At 71.5% G+C, this 24,809-nt stretch carries 22 protein-coding genes; 14 read left to right on the plus strand and 8 right to left on the minus strand.

Annotated features, from left to right (window positions below; translation table 11 throughout):
• Positions 1 to 187 precede the first annotated feature (187 nt).
• From ACZ4LX_RS17510 to ACZ4LX_RS17520, 3 genes are all read right to left on the minus strand, one after another.
• Entirely contained in the window at positions 188 to 694 is a 507-nt protein-coding gene (locus ACZ4LX_RS17510) for a hypothetical protein (RefSeq protein ID WP_467644954.1), read from the minus strand.
• Between the two features lie 219 nt (positions 695 to 913).
• Positions 914 to 2,428, minus strand: a complete 1,515-nt coding sequence (locus ACZ4LX_RS17515; RefSeq protein WP_467644947.1) for an MDR family MFS transporter — start codon at positions 2,426 to 2,428, stop codon at positions 914 to 916.
• A gap of 30 nt (positions 2,429 to 2,458) precedes the next feature.
• Complete coding sequence (locus ACZ4LX_RS17520) at positions 2,459 to 3,043, minus strand: NADPH-dependent FMN reductase (protein WP_467644942.1); 585 nt, start codon at positions 3,041 to 3,043, stop codon at positions 2,459 to 2,461.
• Positions 3,044 to 3,182: 139 nt separating this feature from the next.
• On the opposite strand from ACZ4LX_RS17520, the gene ACZ4LX_RS17525 reads away from it, so the two are divergent.
• The 4 genes from ACZ4LX_RS17525 (at position 3,183) to ACZ4LX_RS17540 (ending at position 7,455) form a co-directional block, all read left to right on the plus strand.
• Positions 3,183 to 3,932: a TetR/AcrR family transcriptional regulator gene (locus ACZ4LX_RS17525; RefSeq protein WP_467644938.1), complete on the plus strand. Its 750-nt coding sequence runs from the start codon at positions 3,183 to 3,185 to the stop codon at positions 3,930 to 3,932.
• A gap of 313 nt (positions 3,933 to 4,245) precedes the next feature.
• A complete protein-coding gene (locus ACZ4LX_RS17530) occupies positions 4,246 to 5,403 on the plus strand; it encodes an acyl-CoA dehydrogenase family protein (protein ID WP_467644933.1) in 1,158 nt (385 codons plus the stop codon).
• Positions 5,404 to 5,422: 19 nt separating this feature from the next.
• Positions 5,423 to 6,310, plus strand: a complete 888-nt coding sequence (locus ACZ4LX_RS17535) for an acyl-CoA thioesterase (protein WP_467644929.1) — start codon at positions 5,423 to 5,425, stop codon at positions 6,308 to 6,310.
• 38 nt (positions 6,311 to 6,348) lie between these two features.
• Complete coding sequence (locus ACZ4LX_RS17540) at positions 6,349 to 7,455, plus strand: cation diffusion facilitator family transporter (protein WP_467644926.1); 1,107 nt, start codon at positions 6,349 to 6,351, stop codon at positions 7,453 to 7,455.
• A 26-nt stretch (positions 7,456 to 7,481) separates the two neighbouring features.
• On the opposite strand, the gene ACZ4LX_RS17545 is transcribed toward ACZ4LX_RS17540, so the two are convergent.
• Both ACZ4LX_RS17545 and ACZ4LX_RS17550 read right to left on the minus strand, forming a co-directional pair.
• Positions 7,482 to 8,267 carry a phosphatase gene (locus tag ACZ4LX_RS17545; protein ID WP_467644922.1) on the minus strand — a complete coding sequence of 262 codons (786 nt, stop codon included), beginning with the start codon at positions 8,265 to 8,267 and terminating at the stop codon, positions 7,482 to 7,484.
• 186 nt (positions 8,268 to 8,453) lie between these two features.
• Positions 8,454 to 9,086, minus strand: coding sequence for an SACE_7040 family transcriptional regulator (locus tag ACZ4LX_RS17550; RefSeq protein ID WP_467644918.1), 633 nt, complete (start codon positions 9,084 to 9,086; stop codon positions 8,454 to 8,456).
• A gap of 133 nt (positions 9,087 to 9,219) precedes the next feature.
• On the opposite strand from ACZ4LX_RS17550, the gene ACZ4LX_RS17555 reads away from it, so the two are divergent.
• The 8 genes from ACZ4LX_RS17555 (at position 9,220) to ACZ4LX_RS17590 (ending at position 18,070) form a co-directional block, all read left to right on the plus strand.
• Positions 9,220 to 10,827 (plus strand): carboxyl transferase domain-containing protein, encoded by a 1,608-nt coding sequence (locus tag ACZ4LX_RS17555; RefSeq protein ID WP_467644913.1) that lies wholly within the window; start codon positions 9,220 to 9,222, stop codon positions 10,825 to 10,827.
• A 13-nt stretch (positions 10,828 to 10,840) separates the two neighbouring features.
• Positions 10,841 to 12,922 carry an acetyl/propionyl/methylcrotonyl-CoA carboxylase subunit alpha gene (locus tag ACZ4LX_RS17560; protein WP_467645128.1) on the plus strand — a complete coding sequence of 694 codons (2,082 nt, stop codon included), beginning with the start codon at positions 10,841 to 10,843 and terminating at the stop codon, positions 12,920 to 12,922.
• Positions 12,919 to 13,896: a hydroxymethylglutaryl-CoA lyase gene (locus ACZ4LX_RS17565; protein ID WP_467644908.1), complete on the plus strand. Its 978-nt coding sequence runs from the start codon at positions 12,919 to 12,921 to the stop codon at positions 13,894 to 13,896. The genes ACZ4LX_RS17560 and ACZ4LX_RS17565 overlap by 4 nt, the downstream gene beginning before the upstream one ends.
• 7 nt (positions 13,897 to 13,903) lie before the next feature.
• Positions 13,904 to 15,070, plus strand: a complete 1,167-nt coding sequence (locus ACZ4LX_RS17570) for an acyl-CoA dehydrogenase family protein (protein WP_467644905.1) — start codon at positions 13,904 to 13,906, stop codon at positions 15,068 to 15,070.
• Between the two features lie 332 nt (positions 15,071 to 15,402).
• Entirely contained in the window at positions 15,403 to 15,678 is a 276-nt protein-coding gene (locus tag ACZ4LX_RS17575; protein WP_467644899.1) for a hypothetical protein, read from the plus strand.
• On the plus strand, positions 15,675 to 16,034 hold the full coding sequence (locus tag ACZ4LX_RS17580) for a hypothetical protein (protein WP_467644895.1): 360 nt from the start codon (positions 15,675 to 15,677) through the stop codon (positions 16,032 to 16,034). The genes ACZ4LX_RS17575 and ACZ4LX_RS17580 overlap by 4 nt, the downstream gene beginning before the upstream one ends.
• Positions 16,035 to 16,169: 135 nt before the next feature.
• On the plus strand, positions 16,170 to 17,201 hold the full coding sequence (locus tag ACZ4LX_RS17585; RefSeq protein ID WP_467644890.1) for an ABC transporter substrate-binding protein: 1,032 nt from the start codon (positions 16,170 to 16,172) through the stop codon (positions 17,199 to 17,201).
• 2 nt (positions 17,202 to 17,203) lie between these two features.
• Positions 17,204 to 18,070, plus strand: a complete 867-nt coding sequence (locus tag ACZ4LX_RS17590; RefSeq protein WP_467644885.1) for a siderophore-interacting protein — start codon at positions 17,204 to 17,206, stop codon at positions 18,068 to 18,070.
• Between the two features lie 141 nt (positions 18,071 to 18,211).
• Here ACZ4LX_RS17590 and ACZ4LX_RS17595 read toward each other — a convergent pair whose 3' ends face one another.
• On the minus strand, positions 18,212 to 19,873 hold the full coding sequence (locus ACZ4LX_RS17595) for a beta-N-acetylhexosaminidase (protein WP_467644880.1): 1,662 nt from the start codon (positions 19,871 to 19,873) through the stop codon (positions 18,212 to 18,214).
• A gap of 349 nt (positions 19,874 to 20,222) precedes the next feature.
• Between ACZ4LX_RS17595 and ACZ4LX_RS17600 the strand changes: the two genes are divergently transcribed.
• Positions 20,223 to 20,498: a hypothetical protein gene (locus ACZ4LX_RS17600; protein ID WP_467644874.1), complete on the plus strand. Its 276-nt coding sequence runs from the start codon at positions 20,223 to 20,225 to the stop codon at positions 20,496 to 20,498.
• A 101-nt stretch (positions 20,499 to 20,599) separates the two neighbouring features.
• On the plus strand, positions 20,600 to 22,429 hold the full coding sequence (glmS, locus tag ACZ4LX_RS17605) for a glutamine--fructose-6-phosphate transaminase (isomerizing) (protein ID WP_467644867.1): 1,830 nt from the start codon (positions 20,600 to 20,602) through the stop codon (positions 22,427 to 22,429).
• Positions 22,430 to 23,265: 836 nt separating this feature from the next.
• Here the strand turns inward: glmS and ACZ4LX_RS17610 are convergent.
• Together ACZ4LX_RS17610 and ACZ4LX_RS17615 are read right to left on the minus strand one after the other, a co-directional pair.
• Positions 23,266 to 23,787 (minus strand): universal stress protein, encoded by a 522-nt coding sequence (locus ACZ4LX_RS17610; protein WP_326736299.1) that lies wholly within the window; start codon positions 23,785 to 23,787, stop codon positions 23,266 to 23,268.
• A gap of 737 nt (positions 23,788 to 24,524) precedes the next feature.
• Positions 24,525 to 24,686: a hypothetical protein gene (locus tag ACZ4LX_RS17615; RefSeq protein ID WP_467644861.1), complete on the minus strand. Its 162-nt coding sequence runs from the start codon at positions 24,684 to 24,686 to the stop codon at positions 24,525 to 24,527.
• Between the last annotated feature and the right edge of the window lie 123 nt (positions 24,687 to 24,809).

Raw genomic sequence — 24,809 nt, forward strand, 5'->3', positions numbered from 1 at the left:
GGCCCGACGAAAGCCGGTAGCACCGAGTCCGGGCGGCGGACACCGAGCGGCCCGCCCGGGCGAGCGATGACATCACCCCCCTGATGGAGATGGCTCCGGCCATGAGGCCGCCCGTCCCGGCACGGCGCGAAGGGCGATGAGCCCCTGTTCTCCGGTCCGCCCGCTGATCCAAAGAGGAGGCCCCGGCTCACTTGCGTTCGAGCGCGGCCCTCACGGCCTCGGCGTCCGTGTCCTCGGTTTCGACGAGGTTCACTGCCTGGTCGACGAGCCACTTGCCCCGTTCCCCAGGGACGAGCCGCAGCGCGGTGTGAAAAGTCGCGCCGCGTCCCTCTGCCCCGGTCTCCAAGGTCACCCGCAGCCCGATTCCCGCCGGGTGCGGGCCGAATGCCGGTACTTCGACCGTCTCACCGGTGCTCACCCTGCTGTCCGAGTAGTTGCCGATCCTGCGCGCAGCGGTGATCTCGACGCACTCGGCGATACTGTCCGCCCCCCAACTCAGCCGCAGACGTTCGGTCCGGCCCTCGCAGGCTGCCTCCCAGTCCTGGTTCACCGAAGCCTGCTGGTAGGTCCGTGCGGCTTCGATCGCAGCAGCCGCGCGCCCCTTGGCCCCACCTCCACCGCCGCCGCAAGCGGCCGACGGCAGAGCCATCGCCATCACAAGCACCGCGACAGCGCGTCCAGCCCGAGCAGCCACGTCCTGTCCCCCTCTCGCTCACCGGCCGTCCCCAGCACCGTTGGAGGATTACAGCACAGGGCCGTAGTCCGGCGGTCAGAGCGGAGCGGCGGGGACAGCCCTTTGGTCGCCGACCGGTGGATTCACAGCGGGTGATCGCCGACATGGAGAATGCCGGGGACCGGCCGACCAGCGGCGGAAGGGCCGGTGGCCGAGCCCCCGCACCCGCACCCCGCCCCGTCACTTCTCCCGCAACCGCGCGTCCCGCATCAGCCAGGCCACCAGGAAGGTCACGACACCCAGCAGCGCCGCGCCGAGCAGCACCCCGTGCAGGCCCTCCGTGACCGCTGTCCGTACCGCCTCCCGGATCCCCTCCGGCATCCCGCGCACCGCCTCGGGCGTCCAGGCCGTGCCGCCGTCAGGCATACCGGACGCGTGGAGGCGGCTCGTGTAGACGGCGCCGAGCACCGCGATGCCCAGGGAGCTGCCGATCGTACGGACGAGGGTGACGGTTCCCGTCGCGGCGCCCATGTCGCGCGGGGTCGCGGTGCTGATGGTGGCGAGCAGGGTGCTCTGCGTCAGCAGGCCCAGGCCCACGCCCAGGAGGAGGGTCATGGCTGAGGTCACCGCCGTGGGAGTGCCGCTCTCCACCGACAGCAGGACGAGCGCGCCCACGGCCGACAGCGCGCCGCCGATGATGGGGTACGGGCGGTAGCTGCCGCCGCCCGCGAGGAGCTTGCCGACCAGGATCTGGGCGCCGAACATGCCCGCCATCAGGGGGAGCAGCAGCATGCCGCTGACCGTCGAGGACGCGCCGCGTACGAACTGCATGTACAGCGGCAGATAGGTGGAAGCCCCGAGCATGACGGCACCGGCAAGGAACGTGAGCACCTGGGCGAGCGTGAAGTTGCGGTCGGCGAACAGGCGGGGCGGGATGACCGGTTCGGCCGCCCGTCGCTCGACCCGGACGAACCAGGCCAGGGCAAGGGCACCCGTCGCCCCGAGGCCGAGGATCTGCGGCGACGACCAGGCGTACGCCGTACCGCCCCAGCTGCCGACCAGGGTGAGGGCCAGGATCGCGGCGCAGAGCAGGCCGGCGCCCTCGTAGTCGATCCGCGCCCTCACCCGCTCGGTACGCAGGCGCAGGCCCAGCCCGACGGCGAGCAGGGTGAGCGCGCCGAATGGGATGTTGACGTAGAAGACCCAGCGCCAGTTCAGCTGGTCGGTGAGGAAGCCGCCGAGCAGCGGCCCGCCGACCAGGGCGACCGGCACGATCCCCCCGATCATCGCCTGCGAGCGGCCCGCCTGGGACGGCGGCAGCATGACACCGATGATGGAGACGGCGCCGACCATGAGGCCGCCCGCGCCGAGTCCCTGCACGGCGCGGAAGGCGATGAGTTGTCCCATGTCCTGGGCGAGTCCGGAGAGTACGGATCCGGCGAGGAACACCGAGACCGACCAGATGAAGCTGCCTTTGCGCCCGTACAGGTCGCCGAGCTTGCCCCAGACGGGAGTGGAGACGGAGGCGGTGAGCAGATAGGCCGTCACCACCCAGGACAGGTGGTCGAGGCCGCCCAGGTCGCCGACGATCGTGGGCAGGGCGGTGCCGACGATCGTGCCGTCGAGCAGGCCGAGCATCAGGCCGAGGAGAAGACCGAACAGGACGGTCTTCGACGGGCCTCCGCCTTCTTCGGCGGATGGCTGGGCGGCCTCCGGCCCCGGCCGGTCGTGCGTGTCCTTCGTGTCCTGGCTCATGGTCGTTGCCCCCGGATCCTCGATGTGTCGTCAGGCCGCGTACGGAGTGGCGGCCCTGGCGGCCCGCAGGGCGTGCGCCCACCAGGCGAGCTGGTCCAGCAGCGCCTTGGCCGCCGCGTCGACCCGGGCGTCGTCGACGGTCCCGTCCGTGCCGAACTCGCCGTAGGCGTTGTGGAAGCTGACCGTGTTGCGGATGGTCGTGGCGTTCAGCTCGGCCATCACGACGCGGAGCTGTTCCACCGCGCGCAGGCCGCCGTAGGAGACGAAGGCGACCGGCTTGGCGTGCCACTGCTCGTTGTGCCAGTCGATGCCGTTCTTCAGGGACGCGGGAAAGCTGTGGTTGTACTCCGGCGTGACGAAGACGAACGCGTCGGCCGCCGCGAGGCGCGGTGACACCAGGGCCAGGGCCTCCTCGGTGCCGGGCGCGGGCGGCTGTCCGAAGGCGGGGAGGACGGTGGGCAGCGGGGTCTCGGCGAAGTCGACGACATCCGCGGTCATGTCGTCGCGCTGGGACAGGTGCCCCTTCAGCCACTGGGTGACGACGGGCGCGAAGCGGCCCTCGCGGGTGCTGCCGACGACGACGGCGACGCGGAGCTGCGGACGGGTGCTGGTCATGGGTCCCCCTGGACGCGATGGCTGCGGAAGCCATTGATGTGTACGACGTATCTCGACGCGTACAACGTACACGCCGATGTGTACAGCGTCCACCGAGAGATACGTTGTACGCTGATCGCCCAGCGAGAGGAGCCCGCCCGTGGCCGAGAAGAAGAAGGACAGCAGCCGGGGCGACGGGCCCGGGCCGGACACCTCGCTCTGGCAGCGCCTGGAGCGGCCCGCGGCCGCACCCCGCACCGCACTGAACCTGGAGCGCATCGGGGCCGTCGCCGTCGAGATCGCCGACGCGGAGGGATTCGCCGCCGTCACCATGCGCAGGCTCGCCACGGAACTGGGCGTCGCCCCCATGGCCGCCTATCGGCACGTCTCCGGCAAGGACGACCTGTGGGCGCTGATGGCCGAGCGGGTGACCGCGGAGATGCGGATCCCCGGCGAGGTGACCGGATGGCGCGAGGTGCTGCGTGCCTTCGGCCTGCTGACCCGGGACATGATGCTGCGGCACCCCTGGATCGGGCAGCTGCCCACCCGCCTCTTCGTGCTCACGCCCGGCCGGCTGGCGATCGCCGAACGGCAGCTGGCGGCACTCGACGGCCTCGGCCTCGACGAGGACTCGATGATGGTCGCCTTCCGCACCGTCAGCGCCTTCGCCCACGGCGCGGCCCAGTCGGAGGTGGCACTGAAGGCGTGGACGACGTCAGCCGGCTGGTCCTCCGGCGACGAGACACGGCTGGGCCTGGCCCCGCAGATGACATATCTGATGGAGACCGGCCGCTATCCCACGTACGAGCGGTACGGACTGCGGGCGACCCGCAAGGACGACGCGACCTGGGCGTTCGAGACGGGCCTGGACTGCGTACTGGACGGGATCGCCGCCCGGTTCGGCATCTGAGCGGCCCACGGACGCGCCATCCGGCGCACCCGGTACCCGGAACGACCTGCCAACCGGCGCACCCGGTACCCGGAACGCCCCGCGAACGCGACACTCCGCACACCCCGGTTTCGGCAACCGGGGCGCCCCGCGAATGCGACACTCCGCACACCCGGCCCGACAGCCGGGGCGACTCGCGCACGCGGCGCCCCGCACCCCCGGCCCCGGCGTGCTCAGCATCACCCTGGACAGCCCAGTGACCGCCGGGTAACTTCTAGCCAAGGCTGAGCAAGCGCTTAGCCAAGCCGAGCGAAGCCGACCAGGGAGGCACCCCGTGCGCCGTACGGTATTCAACGAGGACCACGAGGCGTTCCGGGAGACCATCCGCGCCTTCATCGCGGCCGAGGTCGTGCCCGTGTACGAGGACTGGTTCGCGGCCGGCCAGGCCCCGCGCGACTTCTACCTCAAGCTCGGCGAGCTGGGTGTCTTCGGCATCAACGTGGACGAGGAGTACGACGGCGCGGGCATCGACTCGCACAAGTACGAAGCCGTCATCTACGAGGAGACCGCCCGCGCGGGCGTCTCCTTCGGCGGCTCCGGCGTGCACACGCTGCTCGGCCTGCCCTACATCAAGATGCTCGCCACCGACAAGCAGAAGAAGCGCTGGCTGCCGAAGTTCACCACGGGCGAGGAGATGTGGGCCCTCGCGATGACCGAGCCGGGCACCGGTTCCGACGTCGCGGGCATGAAGACCACCGCCAAGCTCTCCGAGGACGGCACGCACTACGTCCTCAACGGCTCCAAGACCTTCATCACCGGCGGCGTGCACGCCGACCGTGTGATCGTCTGCGCCCGCACCTCCGCCCCGCGCGAGGACGACCGCCGCTTCGGCATCTCCCTCTTCGCCGTCGACACCAAGTCCGCGGGCTACTCCATCGGCCGGAAGCTCGACAAGCTGGGCCTGCGGGTCTCCGACACCGCCGAGCTGGCCTTCGTCGACGTCAAGGTCCCGGTCGAGGACCTGCTCGGCGAGGAGAACAAGGGCTTCGGCTACCTCGGCACCAACCTGGCCTCCGAGCGCTGGGGCATCGCCTTCGGCGCGTACGCCCAGGCCGCGGCCGCCGTCCGGTTCGCCAAGGAGTACGTGCAGGACCGCACGGTCTTCGGCAAGACCGTCGCCTCGTTCCAGAACACCAAGTTCGAGCTGGCCGGCTGCCAGGCCGAGGTGGACGCGGCCCAGGCCGTCGCCGACCGCGCCCTGGAGGCACTGGACGCCGGCGAGCTGACCGCCGCCGAGGCCGCCTCCGCGAAGCTGTTCTGCACCGAGGTCGCGCACCGCGTGATCGACCGCTGCCTCCAGCTGCACGGCGGCTACGGCTTCATGAACGAGTACCCGATCGCCCGCCTGTACGCGGACAACCGGGTCAACCGCATCTACGGCGGCACCAGCGAGGTCATGAAGTCGATCATCGCCAAGTCCATGGGTCTCTAGAACGGTTACGTTCTCCCCCATGAGCGCAGCACTTGACCCACTGCACGACCTGCTCGATCTGCTCGACCTGGAGCAGATCGAGCAGGACATCTTCCGGGGCACCAGCCGTTCGGCGATCGTGCCCCGTGTCTTCGGCGGACAGGTCGCGGCCCAGGCGCTCGTCGCCGCGGGCCGCACCGTCCCCGCGGACCGGAGCGCCCACTCCCTCCACTCGTACTTCCTGCGGGCGGGGGACCCCGGGGCGCCGATCGTCTACACCGTCGACCGCATCCGGGACGGCCGTTCCTTCACCACCCGGCGGGTCGTCGCCGTCCAGCACGGACAGCCGGTCTTCCACCTCTCGGCGTCCTTCCAGACGTACGAGGAGGGGCTGGAGCACCAGGCGGAGATGCCGGCCGCACCCGACCCCGAGACGCTGCCCACGGCCGCCGAGATGCTGCCGAGGTACGGGGACCGGTTCAGCGGCCCCGGCGTGGTGGACCGGCTGATCGAGGCACGGGCCGCGGTCGACCTGCGGTACGTGGACGCCCCGCCGTTCGGCACCGTCGGCGAACCGCGCGAGCCCCGCTCGCAGGTCTGGTTCCGCACCAACGGGAAGCTGGCGGACGACCCGCTGCTGCACGTCTGCATGGCGACGTACGTCTCCGACATGACGCTGCTCGACTCGGTGCTCCTCGCCCACGGGCGCGGCGGCTGGGCCGTCGGCGACGTGGTGGGCGCGAGCCTGGACCACGCGATGTGGTTCCACCGGCCGTTCCGGGCCGACGAATGGCTGCTGTACGACCAGGAGTCGCCGTCGGCGTCCGGCGGGCGCGGGCTCGGCCAGGCCCGGATCTACACCCAGGACGGCCGGCTGGCGATCACCGTCATCCAGGAGGGCGTCGTCCGGGTCCCGCGCACGGACTGAACGGGCCGCACGCCGGCAATTCCGACATACTCCCCACCATGGGCGACGCGAAGGCCGATGCGGCCAAAGGTGCTGATGGTGCTGAACGTGCTGATGGTAGGGAGCCCGGCACGGCGTCCGGCGCATCCGGCTCCGGGGGATTCGGTCCCGGCGCATCCGGTTCCGGGGCGGCGAGCGGTGGCGAGTCCACGTTCACCGTCATCGTCGCGGCCGTGGCCAACCTCGGCATCGCCGTGGCGAAGGCCGTCGCGGGGCTGATCAGCGGATCGAGCGCGATGCTCTCCGAGGCGGCCCACTCCGTCGCCGACACCGTCACCGAAGTGCTGCTTCTCACCGCGCTCAAGCGCAGCGGGAAGCCGGCCGACGAGGACCATCCGCTGGGCTACGGCCCCGAACGGTACATCTGGGCGATGCTCGCGTCCGTCGCCACGTTCGTCGGCGGCGCGGTCTTCTCCCTCTACGACGGCATCCACACCCTGGTCGCGGGCGAGGACCTCGGCGACCCGCTCATCTCGTACATCGTGCTCGCCGTGGCCTTCCTCCTCGAGGGTTACTCCCTGCGCACCGGGCTGCGGCAGGTGCGCGGCGAGGCCTACCGGCTGGGGGCGCCCGCCAGGCGCTACTTCCGGCTCACCCCCGACACCGCGGTCAAAGCCGTCGTGATGGAGGACTCGGCGGCGCTGGTGGGTCTGCTGCTGGCCGCCGGCGGGCTGCTGGGCGGGCAGTTGTCGGGCTCCGGGGTCTGGGACGGGATCGCGTCGATCCTGATCGGCGCCCTGCTCGTGTACGTGGCCTGGGTGCTCGGCCGGTCCAACGCCCAGCTGCTGATCGGGCGGCCGGTCTCGCGGTCGATGCGGGCGGGGGTGCGCGAGGAGCTGCTTTCGGTGCCGCACATCATCGACGTACTGGAACTGACCACGCTCATCCAGGGGCCGACCGAGATCCTGATCGCCGCGAAGGTCGACTTCCGGGACGTGGCCAGTGCCGAGCAGGTCGAGTGGGCCTGCGAGGAGGCGGAGCAGCAGCTGCGGGAGCGGTATCCGACGATCCGGCGGGTGTATCTGGACCCGACGCCGGGCCTGGAGCAGCGGCGCCGGGCCCGAGCCGCCGCGGCCGCCGCCCCGGGCACCGACACCGGCCGCTGAGCCACCCGGCCGCCTGCGTCTCCTCCTCAGCCCCCGAGCAGCCCGGCCGTGTCCAGCAGGTACTCGGTCATCGGGTCGTAGAACCGCGGGTCCAGCACATGGTCGTCCAGTGGGACCGCCACTTGGAGGGTGCCCTCGGCCTCCCCCAGGAACAGCGCCGGGTCGTTGCAGTCCGCGTATCCGATGGCGTCCAGCCCGCGCTGCGCCGCGCACCCGGCCCAGCCGTGGTCGGCGACGACCAGATCCGGCAGCGGGCGTCCCTCCCGCTCCAGGCCGTCCAGGATCGCGGCCATCGGGGCCGGGGAGTGGGTGTGCCAGAGGGTCGCGCCGCGCTCCTGCACCGCGACGTCCGCGAACTGGAAGACCATGCCCTCGTCCGCCGTCAGCCCGGACGGAATCGTCACGATCTCGCAGCCCGCCGCCCGCAGCGCGTCCGCGGTCCGGCGGTGGACGTCCAGGAGTCCGCCCGGGTGACCGGTGGCGAAGAGCACCCGCTCCGAGCCCTCGGCGGCCTTTCGCAGCCGGGCCGCGGCCCGGTCCAGAGCGGCGACGGTGAGCTCGGGATCAATGGTGTCCTGGCCGAAGCGGTGCTCGGGGTCGTCGCTGACACCGCACTTCTCGGCCATGACCGCCAGGACGTCCTGCTCGTCGCGCCACCGGTCGCCGAGTTCGAGTCCCAGCCAGTAGTGGCGGTCGCCGTTGGCGAGCTTGCGGTAGTGGGAGAGGTTGTTGTCGCGCGGGGTCGCGACGTCTCCCGCTATGCGCGTGCGGACGAGCTGGTCGACGAGGGCGGCGCGGCTGGGTATCGGCATGAACCCATTGTGCCGTGGGATGTGCGCAGCGTGCCGGGTGTATTGCTCGGTGGGCAGCCCGCCGTCCGGAACGCTTCTGTGGCGGGCGGCCCACCCCGCGGTCGGCCCCGGCAGCGGGCGGCCCAGCGCCCGGGGTCGCTCATGGGCGGGCGGCCCGCCCCGGGGCCACTCGGGCCCCCGCCCCCTTCACACGGGCTTCGCCTCGCCCGCCGCCGCGAAGGCGCCCCGCGCCAGCCGGTGCAGGAGCGCCGCCGTGTCCGTGCGGCCGGGCAGCGCGCCGGGGCGGCCGAGGTGCGGGGTGGAGTTCAGCAGGCCGAACACGGCGTGGACGGTGGCCCGGGCCTCGTGCTCGGGGAGGGCCGGGTAGAGATCGCGGACGACGGTCACCCACACCTCGACGTACTCGCGCTGGAGCCGGCGCACCCGCTTGCGGTCGGTGTCCCGCAGGCGGTCCAGTTCGCGGTCGTGCAGGGTGATCAGGGACCGGTCGTCGAGGGCGAAGTCGATGTGGCCGTCGATGAGCGCGTCCAGAAGCGCCTCGGGGGATCCGGGGGAACCCTCACCGGACGCGTCCTCGGAGACCCGCTGCCGCCCGCCGGCCAGCAGCCGCTCGCTGATTCCGACGAGCAGCTCGGCGAGCATCGCGTCCTTGCCGGGGAAGTGCCGGTAGAGGCCGGGGCCGCTGATACCGACGGCGGCGCCTATCTCGTCGACGCCGACGCCGTGGAAGCCGCGCTCGGCAAAGAGGCGGGCGGCCTCCTTGAGGATCTGCTCACGGCGGGTGGGTGCCGCGACGCGGGCGGCGGCATGGGTGCTCATGACGAGTCATTCTAGACAGGCGCGTTAGCGGTCGTTAACCTGTGCAGGAACGTTAACGCTCACTAACCGCCTCTCCCGCTACCGATCAGGGGGAGGCCGTCACACTGCGGTACGGGCAAGGGGGCTCGACAGGATGCAGCAGGCACCGGTACTGGCGAGCGCGGCCGATCCCGCCTCGGAGGCCTGGCAGGCCAACGAGGCGGCGCATCACGCGCTCACCGACGAGCTGCGCAAGCGGCTCGCCACGGCCAGGCTCGGCGGGGGTGAGAAGGCCCGCGCCCGGCATGTGGCGCGCGGCAAGCTGCTGCCCCGGGAGCGGGTGGACACCCTCCTCGACGCGGGCTCGCCCTTCCTGGAGCTGGCCCCGCTGGCGGCCGAGGGGCTGTACGGGGGCGCCGCGCCGGCCGCCGGGGTGATCGCCGGGATCGGCCGGGTCAGCGGCCGGGAGTGCGTGATCGTCGCCAACGACGCGACCGTCAAGGGCGGCACGTACTACCCGATGACCGTGAAGAAGCACCTGCGCGCCCAGGAGGTGGCGCTGGAGAACCGGCTGCCCTGCCTGTACCTGGTGGACTCGGGCGGTGCCTTCCTGCCGATGCAGGACGAGGTCTTCCCCGACCGTGAGCACTTCGGGCGGATCTTCTACAACCAGGCCCGGATGTCCGGGGCCGGCATCCCGCAGATCGCGGCGGTGCTGGGGTCCTGCACGGCGGGCGGGGCGTACGTCCCGGCGATGAGCGACGAGGCCGTGATCGTCCGCGGCCAGGGCACGATCTTCCTGGGCGGTCCGCCGCTCGTGAAGGCCGCGACCGGCGAGGTCGTCACCGCCGAGGAGCTGGGCGGCGGCGAGGTCCACTCCCGTACGTCGGGGGTCACCGACCATCTCGCCGAGGACGACGCGCACGCGCTGCGGATCGTGCGGAACATCGTGGCCACCCTGCCGGACCGGGGCGCGCTGCCGTGGTCCGTCCAGCAGGTCGACGAGCCGAAGGTGGACCCCGCCGGTCTGTACGGGGCCGTCCCCGTCGACTCGCGCACGCCGTACGACGTGCGCGAGGTGATCGCCCGGGTCGTCGACGGATCGCGCTTCGCCGAGTTCAAGGCGGAGTACGGGACGACGCTGATCACCGGCTTCGCGCACATCCACGGCCATCCGGTCGGCATCGTCGCGAACAACGGCATCCTGTTCTCCGAGTCCGCCCAGAAGGGCGCGCACTTCATCGAGCTGTGCGACCAGCGCGGCATCCCGCTGGTCTTCCTCCAGAACATCTCCGGCTTCATGGTCGGCCGCGACTACGAGGCGGGCGGCATCGCCAAGCACGGCGCCAAGATGGTCACCGCCGTCGCCTGCACCCGGGTCCCGAAGCTGACCGTGGTGGTCGGCGGATCGTACGGGGCGGGCAACTACTCCATGTGCGGCCGGGCCTACAGCCCCCGCTTCCTGTGGATGTGGCCCAACGCGAAGATCTCCGTCATGGGCGGCGAACAGGCCGCGTCCGTCCTCGCCACGGTCAAGCGCGACCAGCTGGGCGACGACTGGAGCGCCGAGGACGAGGAGTCGTTCAAGGCCCCGATCCGCGAACAGTACGAGACCCAGGGCAACGCGTACTACGCCACCGCCCGGCTCTGGGACGACGGCGTGATCGACCCGATGGAGACCCGGCAGGTGCTGGGGCTCGCCCTGACCGCGTGCGCCAACGCCCCCTTGGGCGATGCCGGCTTCGGCGTCTTCCGGATGTGAGGAACAGATGACGATGTTCGACACGGTGCTCGTCGCCAACCGCGGCGAGATCGCGGTCCGGGTCATCCGGACCCTGCGCGAACTGGGCGTGCGCTCGGTCGCCGTATTCAGCGACGCGGACGCGGACGCCCGGCACGTACGGGAGGCCGATACGGCGGTACGGATCGGCCCCGCACCGGCTTCCGAGAGCTACCTCTCGGTGGAGCGGCTGCTGGAGGCAGCCCTGCGCACGGGCGCTCAGGCCGTCCACCCCGGCTACGGCTTCCTCGCCGAGAACGCGGGCTTCGCGCGGGCGTGCGCGGATGCCGGGCTGGTCTTCACCGGGCCGCCCGCCTCCGCGATCTCCCTCATGGGCGACAAGATCCGGGCGAAGGAGACGGTCTCCGCGGCCGGTGTCCCGGTGGTTCCCGGCTCCACGGGCAGCGAGCTGACCGACGGCCAACTGGCCGACTTCGCCCATGAGATCGGCATGCCGGTGCTGCTGAAGCCCTCGGCGGGCGGCGGCGGCAAGGGCATGCGGCTGGTACGCGACGCGGCGGCCCTCTCCGACGAGATCGCCGCCGCCCGGCGCGAGGCGCGCGCCTCCTTCGGTGACGACACGCTGCTCGTGGAGCGGTGGATCGACCGGCCGCGCCACATCGAGATCCAGGTACTGGCGGACGGCCACGGCAACGTGGTGCACCTCGGCGAGCGCGAGTGCTCGCTCCAGCGCCGCCACCAGAAGATCATCGAGGAGGCGCCCTCGGTCCTGCTCGACGAGAGGACCCGGGCGGCGATGGGCGAGGCGGCCGTCCAGGCCGCCCGTTCCTGCGGCTATGTCGGCGCGGGCACGGTGGAGTTCATCGTCCCCGGCAACGACCCGGCCTCGTACTACTTCATGGAGATGAACACCCGCCTCCAGGTCGAGCACCCGGTGACCGAGCTGATCACCGGTCTCGACCTGGTGGAATGGCAGCTGCGAGTCGCATCCGGCGAGCAACTCCCGTACTCCCAGGCAGACATCACCCTCACCGGGCACGCGGTCGAGGCCCGGATCTGCGCCGAGGACCCGGCCCGGGGCTTCCTGCCCTCGGGCGGCACCGTGCTGGCGCTGCACGAGCCGCGGGGCGGCGGAGTGCGGACGGACTCGGGGCTCTTCGAGGGCGGCGAGGTCGGCAGCCTGTACGACCCGATGCTGTCGAAGGTGATCGCGTACGGCCCCGACCGGGCGACGGCGCTGCGCCGGCTGCGGGCGGCGCTCGCGGACACGGTGGTCCTCGGCGTCCCCACCAACGCGGGCTTCCTGCGCCGGCTGCTCGGTCACCCGGCCGTGGTGGCGGGCGAACTGGACACGGGGCTGGTGGAGCGCGAGGTGGACGCGCTGGTCCCGGACGGGGTGCCGGAGGAGGTGTACGCGGCGGCGGCGCTGCTGCGGCAGCGCTCCCCCGCCGCCGCCCCGATGCCCGGGTCCTGGTCCGACCCGTTCTCGGCCGGTGACGGCTGGCGGCTCGGCGGCACCCCGGCGCGTACGGTGCGGCACTTCCGGATCCCCGGCCACGACCCGGTCCAGGTGGGCCTGCGGCCGTGCGGCGCGGGCGCGGAGCTGACGTTCGGTCATGTCGGGGAGGGCGCGCGGCCGCCGGCCCCCGAGTCGGGCACCTGCGGTCCGCTGGGCCCGCTGCCCGGCGGCGCGGAGACGGCCAGGACCCTGTCCGTCGACGAGGACCGGATCACGCTCGAACTCGCGGGTGTCACGCACTCGTTCGCGTACACCGCATCCCCGGAGGGCCACTGGCTCGGCCGGGACGGCGACACCTGGCACGTCCGGGACCACGACCCGGTGGAGGCGTCCCTGGCCGGCGCCGCCCGCTCCGGGGCGGACACGCTCGCCGCACCCATGCCCGGGACGGTCACCGTGGTGAAGGTGGCCGTGGGCGACGAGGTCGCGGCCGGGCAGAGCCTGCTCGTGGTGGAGGCGATGAAGATGGAGCACGTCATCTCCGCCCCGCACGCCGGCACCGTGACCGAACTCGATGTCACCGCCGGGACCACGGTGGCGATGGACCAGGTACTGGCGGTCGTGGTCCCCGCGACCGCCGCCGGGGAGGAAGCATGACGGCCAACGACCGCACCCTGCCCATGACCGTGGCGGCCCCGGACCTGCCCGCCCGGGTCCGTATCCACGAGGTGGGCGCCCGCGACGGGCTGCAGAACGAGAAGGCCGTCGTGCCGACCGAGGTGAAGGCGGAGTTCATCCGCCGGCTCGCGGTCGCCGGCCTGACCTCGATCGAGGCGACCAGCTTCGTCCACCCCAAATGGGTTCCCCAACTGGCAGACGCGGAACAGCTGTTCCCGATGCTCGGTGACATCGCGGACGTGGGCGACGTCGCGCTCCCGGTCCTCGTGCCGAACGAGCGCGGGCTCGACCGGGCGCTGGCACTCGGCGCCCGCGGGATCGCCGTCTTCGGCTCGGCGACGGAGACGTTCGCGGCCCGCAACCTCAACCGCTCGATCGACGAGTCGCTGGCCATGTTCGAGCCCGTCGTGGCCCGCGCCAAGGCGGACCAGGTGTATGTGCGCGGCTATCTGTCGATGTGCTTCGGCGACCCGTGGGAGGGGCCCGTCCCCGTCCAGCAGGTGGTCCGGGTCGCGAAGGCGCTGATGGACCTCGGCTGCGACGAGCTCTCGCTCGGCGACACCATCGGGGTCGCGACCCCCGGCCACGTACGGGCCCTGCTGTCCCTGCTGAACGAGGCGGGTGTGGGCACCGACGCGATCGGGGTGCACTTCCACGACACGTACGGCCAGGCGCTGTCCAACACCCTGGCCGCGCTCCAGCACGGCGTCTCCACCGTGGACGCCTCCGCGGGCGGCCTCGGCGGCTGCCCGTACGCGAGGAGCGCGACCGGAAACCTCGCCACCGAGGACCTGGTCTGGATGCTCGACGGCCTCGGCATCGAAACCGGGGTCGACCTCGACGAGCTCACCGCCACGAGCGTGTGGCTCGCCGGACACCTGGGCCGACCCAGCACGTCCCGTACCGTCCGCGCGCTCTCGGTGCAACAAACACAGTCCCACAAGGAGCAGTGATCCACCGATGTCCCTGGACCACCGGCTGACCGCCGAACACGAGGAACTCCGGCGCACCGTCGAGGAGTTCGCCCACGACGTGGTCGCACCGAAGATCGGCGACTTCTACGAGCGCCATGAGTTCCCCTACGAGATCGTGCGCGAGATGGGGCGGATGGGCCTGTTCGGGCTGCCGTTCCCGGAGGAGTACGGCGGGATGGGCGGCGACTACCTCGCCCTCGGCATCGCCCTGGAGGAGCTGGCCCGGGTCGACTCCTCGGTGGCGATCACCCTGGAGGCCGGGGTCTCGCTCGGCGCGATGCCGGTGTTCCGCTTCGGCACGGAGGAGCAGAAGCGGCAGTGGCTGCCGAAGCTCTGTGCGGGCGAGGCGCTCGGCGCGTTCGGCCTGACGGAGCCGGACGGCGGCTCGGACGCGGGCGGCACCCGGACGACGGCCGTACGCGACGAGGCGACGGGCGAGTGGGTGATCAACGGATCCAAGTGCTTCATCACCAACTCCGGCACGGACATCACCGAGTTGGTGACGGTGACGGCGGTGACCGGCCGCAAGGAGAACGGCGCCCCGCTCATCTCCTCGATCATCGTCCCGTCAGGCACCCCCGGCTTCACGGTCGCCGCCCCGTACTCGAAGGTCGGCTGGAACGCCTCGGACACCCGGGAGCTGTCCTTCTCGGACGTCCGCGTCCCGCTGGGGAACCTGCTGGGCGAGGAGGGCCGCGGCTACGCGCAGTTCCTGCGGATCCTGGACGAGGGCCGGATCGCCATCTCGGCGCTGTCGACGGGCCTGGCGCAGGGCTGTGTGGACGAGTCGGTGAAGTACGCCGCCGAGCGGCACGCCTTCGGAAAGCCGATCGGCGCCAATCAGGCGATCCAGTTCAAGATCGCGGACATGGAGATGCGGGCCCACATGGCCCGGATCGGCTGGCGCGACGCGGCGTCGCGACTGCTGGCGGGCGAGCCGTTCAAGAAGGAGGCGGCGATCGCCAAGCTGTACTCCTCGACCGTGGCGGTGGACAACGCCCGCGAGGCGACCCAGATCCACGGCGGCTACGGCTTCATGAACGAGTACCCGGTGGCCCGGATGTGGCGCGACTCCAAGATCCTGGAGATCGGCGAGGGCACGAGCGAGGTGCAGCGGATGCTGATCGCGCGGGAGCTGGGCATGTCAGCCTGACAGATCTCGGTGCGGGTGGGGCGGATCCGGGTGCCGGGTCCGGCGTACGAGCTGTCCGGGGACCGGCCCACCGCAGCCGGGTGATCCCACCCGCGCATCCCGGGCGGATGCCCCCGCCGGGGATACGCGCGGCCCCGCCGGGGGCCTCCGGGGGATGCCCGCAGGGCCCCGTCCCGCCGCCTGTCGCACCCGTCGCCGAGCAATCCGTTCGACAGCGGCAGGCCCGCCCCGGGACAGTCTGTCCATGAAGCCGCAGCACCGGCCCCCGTACAGGCTCCGTACGGGCTCCGTGGCCGCACCCCCGCCTGGAACCTCGCCTCCTGGAGCTGACGTTGCCGGCCGAGCCCTCCCCGGTCGCCGCCGACCGGGCGCATGCCCCGGATGTCCTGCCGTTCGCCGTTCCCCGGACCGGCTGTCCGCCCGTCGAGCGCCGGCGGGCGGTGTTTCGGCACGTGCCGAGTGCCGTCACCGACTGGTCCGCGCAGGACCGGCCGGGCGACCGCGTCACGCTCCGGCGGCCGCGCCTTGAACGGGCGCGCCGGGAGGGGCACCGCACGGCCGAGGTCACGGTCGAGGGGCTGGACGACTGCCGGGGGATGTTCGGATGAGCCTGCTGGTGCACACGTACGTACGCGGCCGGAGCGGCACCGACCACTTCCTGGAGGATCCCGAACACGGCCTCACCCTCGCCGGGTTCGAGAGCAGCCGCACCGAGCTGTGGGGCTCGCAGCCGGTGCGCGGCCTCGGGGCCCGGTTCCTCCCGGAGCTGGCCACCGCAGACCTCTGCGTCGATCCGGAGGACGTGCCGGCCTTCCTCGACGAGTGCGAGCTGCTGGGCGGCCACATCGCGGAGCTCGCCGCCCACAGCGGCTACGCCGAGGACTACGTGGCGGCCCGGCTGGCCAACATCAGGGCGGCCGCCGTGCGCGCCCTGGACGTGGGCGGTGGCGTCATCGTCTGGTGAGCGGGGGCGGGGGACGAAGTACCGGCACGGGGGCGTCCGCAGGCCCGACAGTTCGTGAGGTTAGGCTAACCTTCGCTCGAACTTGCTCGAACTGTCATCGGCCGGTCTCCGGCTCGTACGAAAGCGGACTCCGTCATGCGCACTGCCCGAGTGTCCACCCCCACCCGCCGCGGCCTGCTGGCCATGGGCGGCGCCGTTGGCCTGGGCGCTGTGCTGGCCGCCTGCGGTGACAGCGACTCGAAGGACTCCGGTTCGTCCGCCGCCAAGAACACCGACGCCGGGCCGTGGAGCTTCAAGGACGACCGGGGGCAGAACGCCGAGGCCAAGTCCGTCCCGAAGAACATCGTCGCCTTCACCGGTGTCGCCGCCGCCCTCCACGACTACGGCGTCGAGGTCAAGGCCGTCTTCGGACCGACGAAGACCAAGGACGGCAAGGCCGATGTGCAGGCCGGCGATCTGGACGTCAGCAAGGTCGAGATCCTCGGCAACGTCTGGGGCGAGTTCAACGTCGAGAAGTACGCCGCGCTCGGCCCGGATCTGCTGGTCACCGCGATGTGGGAGAAGGACGCCCTCTGGTACGTGCCGGACGCGTCCAAGGCCAAGATCCTGAAGCTCGCCCCGAGCGTCGCCCTGTGGGCGGCCCAGACCACGATCCCCAAGGCGATCCAGCGCCACGAGGACCTCGCCGCCTCGCTCGGCGCCGACGTCAAGGCCAAGACGGTCACCGACGCGAAGGCCCGCTTCGAGAAGGCCGCGGCCCGGCTGCGCGCCGCCGCGAAGGCCAAGCCGAACCTCAAGGTCATGATCGGCTCGGCCAGCCAGGACCTGTTCTACGTCTCGCTCGCCAAGATGTCCGCCGACACCCTGTACTTCCAGGAGCTGGGCGTGAAGTTCGTCGAGCCGAAGGTGGACGAGGCGGGCTTCTTCGAGTCCCTGAGCTGGGAGAACGTCGACAAGTACGGGGCCGACATCATCATGATGGACAACCGTTCCTCGGCCTTGCAGCCCGACGCCCTGACCTCCAAGCCGACCTGGACGCAGCTGCCCGCGGTCAAGGCCGGCCAGGTCGTCCCGCGCACGACCGAGCCGATCTACAGCTACGACAAGTGCGCGCCGATCCTCGAAGACCTCGCGAAGGCCATCGAGGACGCCAAGAAGACCGCCTGACCATGACCGCCGCCGCCACCCCCGCCGCCGATCCCTTCCGGCTCTTCGGGCTGACCGTTCTGCGTACCGAGCGGCTGGGGCCGTCCATGCTCCGGGTCACGTTCGGCGGACCGGGGCTCGACGGGTTCGCCTCCGGGGGCCGCGACCAGAGCCTGTCGCTGTTCCTTCCGCACCCCGGACAGCCGGAACCAATCGTTCCGGTCGACGACGAGGGCAACTGGTTCGCCCCCTGGCGGGCGCTTCCGGCCGAGGAGCGTGCGGTACTGCGCTCGTACACGGTGCGCGCCCAGCGTCGCGCGGACGGCGGTACGGCCACCGAGATCGACATCGATTTCGCGCTCCACGAGGACGGCGGTCCGGCCTGCCGCTGGGCGGCCGGCGCCTCCCCCGGTGACGTCATCAAGGCGCTCGGACCGGCCGTCGAGGACAACACGGCCGTCCGGTTCCGCCCGCCCGAGGACACCGACTGGGTGCTGATCTGGGCCGACGAGACGGCCCTGCCGGCCGCGACGGCGGCGCTGGAGTGGCTGCCGGCCCGGCTGCGGGCCCGGGTCTGGCTGGAGGTCCCGCACAGCGGGGACCGTCTGCCGGTCGCCACCTCCGCCGACGCCCGGATCAGCTGGCTGGTACGGGACGAGGCGGGGACGCCGGACGCCGTGGAGGCCGTGCGCGCGGCGGAACTGCCCGAGGGAAACCCGTACGTCTGGATCGCGGGCGAGGCGGCGAAGGTGCGCGCGATGCGGCGGCACCTGGTGCGCGAGCGCGGCTTCGACCGCAAGCGGGTGACGTTCGTGGGGTACTGGCGCCGCGGCCTGAGCGAGGAGCAGCTGCGCGCGGAGGCGGAGGCGACCACCACGTCGGGCGACTGAGCCCCGTCCGGCGCCCCCCTCCCAGCCGGTCCGGCACCTCAGGCCTGTCCGGCGGTTCAGGGCATCCCGGACGGCCCGTCCGACGCTCGGGGGCACCTTCCGACGGCCCGTCCGGCGGCCGGGGCCGCCGGACGGCCCCGCTCACCCCTCCACAGCCGGCTCATCCGGCCACGGCACCTGGGGCGACCGGTAGTAGTCGATCCCCAGCGCGGTGAACCTCGGCCCGAGCGCCGCCAGCCGCAGTTTGTACGTGTCCCAGTCGTGCGTCTCGGCCGGGGACCAGCCCAGCTCCGCCGCACCGGGCAGCCTCGGGAAGGCCATCGCGTCGATGTCGTCGCCGTCGGTCAGCGTCTCCGCCCAGATCGGCGCCTCGACCCCGAGCACCGCGTCCGGCGGGGTGTCGGCGAGGTACGTCGCCGGGTCCCAGTCGTACGAACGCCGCACCTCCACCAGGCCGGCCCACTTCAGGCCCAGCACGGTGTCCTCGTTGTACTTCATGTCGAGGTACACGCGGTCGGCCGGCGACAGCACCAGCCCGGTGCCGTTCTTCGCCGCGTCCGCCACCTTCTGCCGGTCCGCTGCGCTCGTCCTGTCGTAGCCCCAGTACTGGGCGACGGCGCCCTCCACCGGTGTCGCCCCGGTGAGCTGGTGCCAGCCCATCACGGTCTTGCCGTGCCTGCCGACGGCGGCCTGCGCCCTCTCCATGATCATGGCGTAGTCCTCGTGGCTGGTGGAGTGCGCCTCGTCACCACCGATGTGGATGTACCTGCCGGGGGTCAGCGCGGCCACTTCACCGATGACGTCGTCGATGAACCGGTACGTGACGTCCTTGGCCGCGCACAGCGAGCTGAAGCCGACCTTGGTCCCGGTGTAGAGCGGCGGCGCGACGCCGTCGCAGTTCAGCTCCGCGTACGAGGCGAGGGCCGCGTTGGTGTGGCCGGGCATGTCGATCTCCGGCACCACCTCCAGATAGCGGGAGGCCGCGTACCGCACGATCTCCCTGTACTGGCTCTTCGTGTAGTAGCCGCCGGGCCCGCCGCCGACCTCCGTGGAGCCGCCGTACGCGGCCAGGTTCGGCCAGGAGTCGACGGCGATCCGCCAGCCCTGGTCGTCGGAGAGGTGGATGTGGAAGGTGTTGATCTTGTAGAGCGCGATCTGGTCGATGTAGCGCTTGACCTCGTCGACCGAGAAGAAGTGCCGTGAGACGTCGAGCATCGCGCCCCGGTACGCGTAGCGCGGCGTGTCGGTGATGCTGCCGCCCGCGACCTTCCACGGCCCCTTCTGACGGCTGTCGCGCTCCACCCGGGCCGGCAGCAGCTGACGCAGCGTCTGGACGCCGTGGAAAAGCCCTGCGGGCTTGCGGGCGGTGATGGTGACGGAGCCGCGCCCCGCGGTCAGGGTGTAGCCCTCGGCGCCCAGCCCGCTGTCGTGCGAGCCGAGCCGGAGCCGGATGCCGTCCGGGCCGGCCCGTCCGGTGACCGGCAGGGCGTATCCGGTGGAGGGGCGCAACACGCCCGCCAGGTATTCGCCGATCTTCCGGGCCTCGCCGGACGAGCCGTCGACCCGGATCCTGGTGGCGCCGGTGATGGAGTACGGGGATCCGCCCGGCCTCACCGATGCGGGGGCGGGCACGACCTGGCCCAGCGGCCGGGGGGCCGACGCGGCGGAGCCACCGCTCGCCGCGGACGCCGCGGGGGTCATGCACGCGGTGGAGATACCGGCCGCCGTGACGAGAAGCAGCGAGCCGAGGAGACGGGGTAGAGCACGGGGAAGAGCACTGCGCTGCGCCGTGTGCGGTCTCACAAGCCGGGTCCCTTTCTACTGGTTCACACCTGGATCTCCTGACCATCCGGGCCGTCACCATGCGTACCGCGCACCTCACGGATGGTCAAGGCGTAGACCACTTCCCCGCATCGGCGGTGCTCGAACACGACCGGGCCATCAGAGGCATCCGGCCGAATCCGCCACACCCCCTTCCGCGCCTCCGCGCTCGACACAAGCGCACCCGGAGCGCACCCATAGGCGCCACATCCATCGACACAGGCGTAGCGAAGCCACCCGGAACGACGGAACGAGCACCACTTGACCGGATTCCTGCCCGATATCGGGCAGGAATGTTGCACTGGAGCTCCTTGCACCGCAATATCGACGAGTGCTCGAACGCCGCTCGTCGCATGACGACCTCATTGACCACCTGGTACGCAGTACCGCGCTCCCGCGCGGCGAAGCGGCCCGGGTGATTCTCGACGTGCTCGCCTATTTCGACGAGACGACCGACGCCTTCGTCCGCCGACGCCACCGTGAACTGCAGTCCGGCGGCCTGGTCAACACGGAGATCTTCGAACGGATCTCGGCCGAGCTGCCGCACCGGGCGGTCGCGCCGCCCGAGCTCTCGCTCCGGCAGCTGCGCCGCATGGTCTACGGCTGAGACGGGCCCGCGACCGGGCACCCGCCCACCTGTTCGCACCGGTTCACACCGGTGTGTCCTTACTTGTTTCACCTGTACGTCGATGGAGGGGCAGAGGCTCTATGTGCGGAATCGTCGGATACATCGGAAAGCGTGATGTGGCTCCGCTGCTGCTGGAAGGTCTGCAGCGGCTGGAGTACCGGGGCTACGACTCCGCGGGCATCGTCATCACCGGAAAGCCCGCGGCCGGCAAGCCCGCCACGCTGAAGACGGTCAAGGCCAAGGGCCGGGTCCGCGAGCTGGAGTCCCGGATCCCCAAGCGCTTCACCGGCACCACCGGCATCGCCCACACCCGCTGGGCCACCCACGGCGCCCCGAGCGACGAGAACGCCCACCCGCACCTGGACGCCGACAACAAGGTCGCCGTCGTCCACAACGGCATCATCGACAACGCCTCGGAGCTCCGCGCGAAGCTCCTCGCCGACGGCGTCGTCTTCCTCTCCGAGACCGACACCGAGGTGCTGGTCCACCTGATCGCCCGCTCGCAGGCGGACTCCCTGGAGGAGAAGGTCCGCGAGGCGCTGAAGTCCGTCGAGGGCACCTACGGCATCGCCGTCATGCACGCCGACTTCAACGACCGCATCGTCGTCGCCCGCAACGGCTCCCCGGTCGTGCTCGGCATCGGCGAGAAGGAGATGTTCGTCGCCTCCGACGTCGCCGCCCTGGTCGCCCACACCCGCCAGATCGTCACGCTGGACGACGGCGAGATGGCCACCCTCAAGGCCGACGACTTCCGTACGTACACCACCGAGGGCTCGACCACGACGGCTACGCCCACCACGGTGGAGTGGGAGGCCGAGTCGTACGACATGGGCGGCCACGACACGTACATGCACAAGGAGATCTCCGAGCAGGCCGACGCCGTGGACCGCGTGCTGCGCGGCCGCGTCGACGACCGCTTCTCCACCGTGCACCTGGGCGGCCTGAACCTGGACGCCCGCGAGGCCCGCGGGGTCCGCCGGATCAAGATCCTGGGCTGCGGCACCTCGTACCACGCGGGCATGATCGGCGCCGGCCTCATCGAGGAGCTGGCCCGCATCCCCGCGGACGCCGAGCCCGCGTCCGAGTTCCGCTACCGCAACCCCGTCGTGGACCCCGACACCCTCTACGTCGCGGTCTCCCAGTCCGGTGAGACCTACGACGTGCTGGCCGCGGTCCAGGAGCTCAAGCGCAAGGGCGCCCGGGTCCTCGGCGTCGTGAACGTCGTCGGCTCGGCGATCGCCCGCGAGGCGGACGGCGGCATGTACGTCCACGCGGGACCCGAGGTCTGCGTCGTCTCCACCAAGTGCTTCACCAACACCGTGGTCGCCTTCGCGCTGCTCGCCCTGCACCTGGGCCGCATCCGCGACCTGTCGGTCGCCGACGGCAAGCGGATCATCGAGGGACTGCGGAGGCTGCCCGAACAGATCGACCGCATCCTGGAGTCGGAGGGTGAGATCAAGAAGCTCGCCGAGGAGTACGCCGGCGCGCAGTCGATGATGTTCATCGGCCGGGTCCGGGGCTATCCCGTCGCGCTGGAGGCCTCCCTGAAGCTCAAGGAGATCTCGTACATCCACGCCGAGGCCTACCCCGCGTCTGAGCTGAAGCACGGCCCGCTCGCGCTCATCGAACCTGCGCTCCCCACGGTCGCGATCGTCCCGGACGACGACCTGCTGGAGAAGAACCGCGCGGCCCTGGAGGAGATCAAGGCCCGCAGCGGCCGCATCCTCGCCGTGGCCCACCGTGAGCAGGAGAAGGCCGACCACACGATCCTCGTCCCGAAGAACGAGAACGAACTGGACCCGATCCTGATGGGCATCCCGCTCCAGCTCTTCGCCTACCACACGGCGCTTGCCATGGGCCGGGACATCGACAAGCCGCGCAACCTGGCGAAGTCCGTCACCGTCGAGTAGGCGCGCCGCCACGAGCGCCGGCAGCGGCCCCGTACCCACACGCACACCGTGGGTACGGGGCCGCTCCGCTGCGCGGGCCGCTCTCCCGTACGGGGCCGCCGCTTCGGCCGGTGGCACGCTTCTCCGGCCACCGGGGCGGCGGTCGCTCCGCCCACGGCAGCGTTGCCGCCGATCCCGAATGCCAACAGTGTGAATCCCCGGGCGAGATGACCCGGAGGGGTGGATGCGAGGGCGCCGCCGACGGAGACTTCGTTGTCTACGACGGGCTCCGTTCCTGCGCGATCACCCTGTATCCAGTGGCGTTTATGCATCCTTCACAGGCGCACAATCCGCATCTACGGACCGGTAACCTTGTGTTTTCCCCTGTTTTCTTAGTCGAGTTGACGCCACACTCGCTCGACCGTGACGGAAAGAGACCGGCCGCCGGCTGAGGCTGATCACCACCGGACGTAAAACCGACCGGAAACAGACCAACCCCACGTGGCCGACGCGTTGGAAGGGCTCAGCGGCGGCCACGGGGCTCCGGCGGGCACGAAGTGCGGACCGGCATGGGCACGCGAGAGCGGCGTACACGGGGCACCGCGGCTACGGGCGGCCGTATCGGCGCCCGAGGGCCCTCGGCGCCGGCAGGCGAGGCGCAGCGGGCGGTTACGGCGCACCGGGCGGTCGCCGGACAGTCGTCGGCACGGCCGACAGCGCCCTGTTCAACGGGCGCGCGCCCCCGGCTCGGCGAACAGCAACGGGCCGACCGCTACGGGCTGGTGACAGGCGACAGCGGGGACGACGGCTACGGGTGACGGCTACGGGCTGGTGACAGGCGACAGCGGGGACGACGGCTACGGGATGACGACGACCGGGCGCTGCGCCCGGCGCGCCAGCCGGCCCGCCACCGAGCCGAAGATCCGGCCGACGATCCCGTGTGTGGAGCCCACGACAATCGCGTCGGCCGAGTACTCCCGGCCGACTTCCTCCAGCTCGTGACAGATGTCGCCGCCGCGCTCGACGAGCACCCACGGCACCTCGGAGAGGTAGTCCGCGCAGGCGAGCTCCAGGCCGAGGACCTCGGTGCGGTGATCGGGAACGTCCACGAAGACGGGCGGCTCGCAGCCCGCCCAGACAGTGGTGGGCAGCCGGTTGGCGACATGGACGATGATCAGGCCGGAGCCTGTCCGCCGGGCCATGCCGATGGCGTAGGCGAGGGCCCGCTCACTGGAGGTCGAGCCGTCGAAGCCGACGACGACACCATGCCGGAAGGCGGGATCGCAGGAATGACATGCCTCTTCGGCCGCCTGCTGGTCCGACCGGGGGTCGGCTACCTGCTTGCGGTCCGCGGGTTCGGGGATTTCGTGACCGGCCATCGGTGTCTCGGCGAAGAGAGTCCTCGTGAGGAGAGCGACGTGGAGAAGGTGCGTCAGCGGGCGGTGTAGTGGTGTCCGGGAATCATCTTCCCAACCCCTTACCCCCAAGGGTACGGCGCCACTCCTCCACCGCCGGACCCGCGCAAAGCGCGTGCGACGTTTCACGGAGCATGCCCGAGACCGCCCCGTATGGCAATGCCGGTTGCTCGATACACCGACGTCACGGGCCCCGGACCGCCGCACTCGGCGACCGGCCCGGAGCCGGTCCGCCGGCCACGTGACCGCGCCCGTGCACCCGCGTCGGCACCCTCCGCGTCCCGTCCCGGCCGGAGCGCCTCCCGAGCCGCCCCGGGTAGTACCCCGCGCCCGCATCCGTTCCGCCCGCCGAAGCGATCCGCGGGACGGCGTCCGGCTGTTCCCCGGGCGCCGGTTCGCCCTCCTCCCCCGCGACGATTCCGCGGGCGGCGCCGCGTCCGTCGCGCGGGCCCGGCCGCCGCCGCGGCCCGCCGGGCACCGCTCCGCCGGCCTGCCCGCACGACCACCACGAGCGTTCCGTTCCGAGCCACGTCCGGACCCCCGCCCGGGCTCGCGTCCGGACCCCGATGCGACTCCTCACGCGGGTTCCGCACGGGCCCCGGGACGGCCGAGGGGGCGCATAGGAGTGACGGCCCCGGGCGGGTAGTGCGCCGGTAGAACGACTGATTCCCGCACACGCGACCGTATGTTTTCAGCCAACTTCACAGCACAGTCGATTCCTTGTCGAAATGGCCGATCAGCCCCCTTGCCAGCAGGCAGGAAGAGACCAAGCGGTACGCTTCCACCCGATGGGGACGGGCCATGAACGCCAGGCGCACTTCCCTGCGCGACTCACGAGTGAAACGCTTCGTGATCGAATGCATCCCGCCAGGTTGCCTTGTCGACATAAAGCCGGTTGGTGAACTTGTCACAGCGGCACCACGGGACGCAGTAGATTCGATCTTGGGTGTCGAAGGCTGGGGACTCGTGCACTACCGAGGGGACAT

The sequence above is a fragment of the Streptomyces sp. NPDC026062 genome (assembly GCF_055568375.1).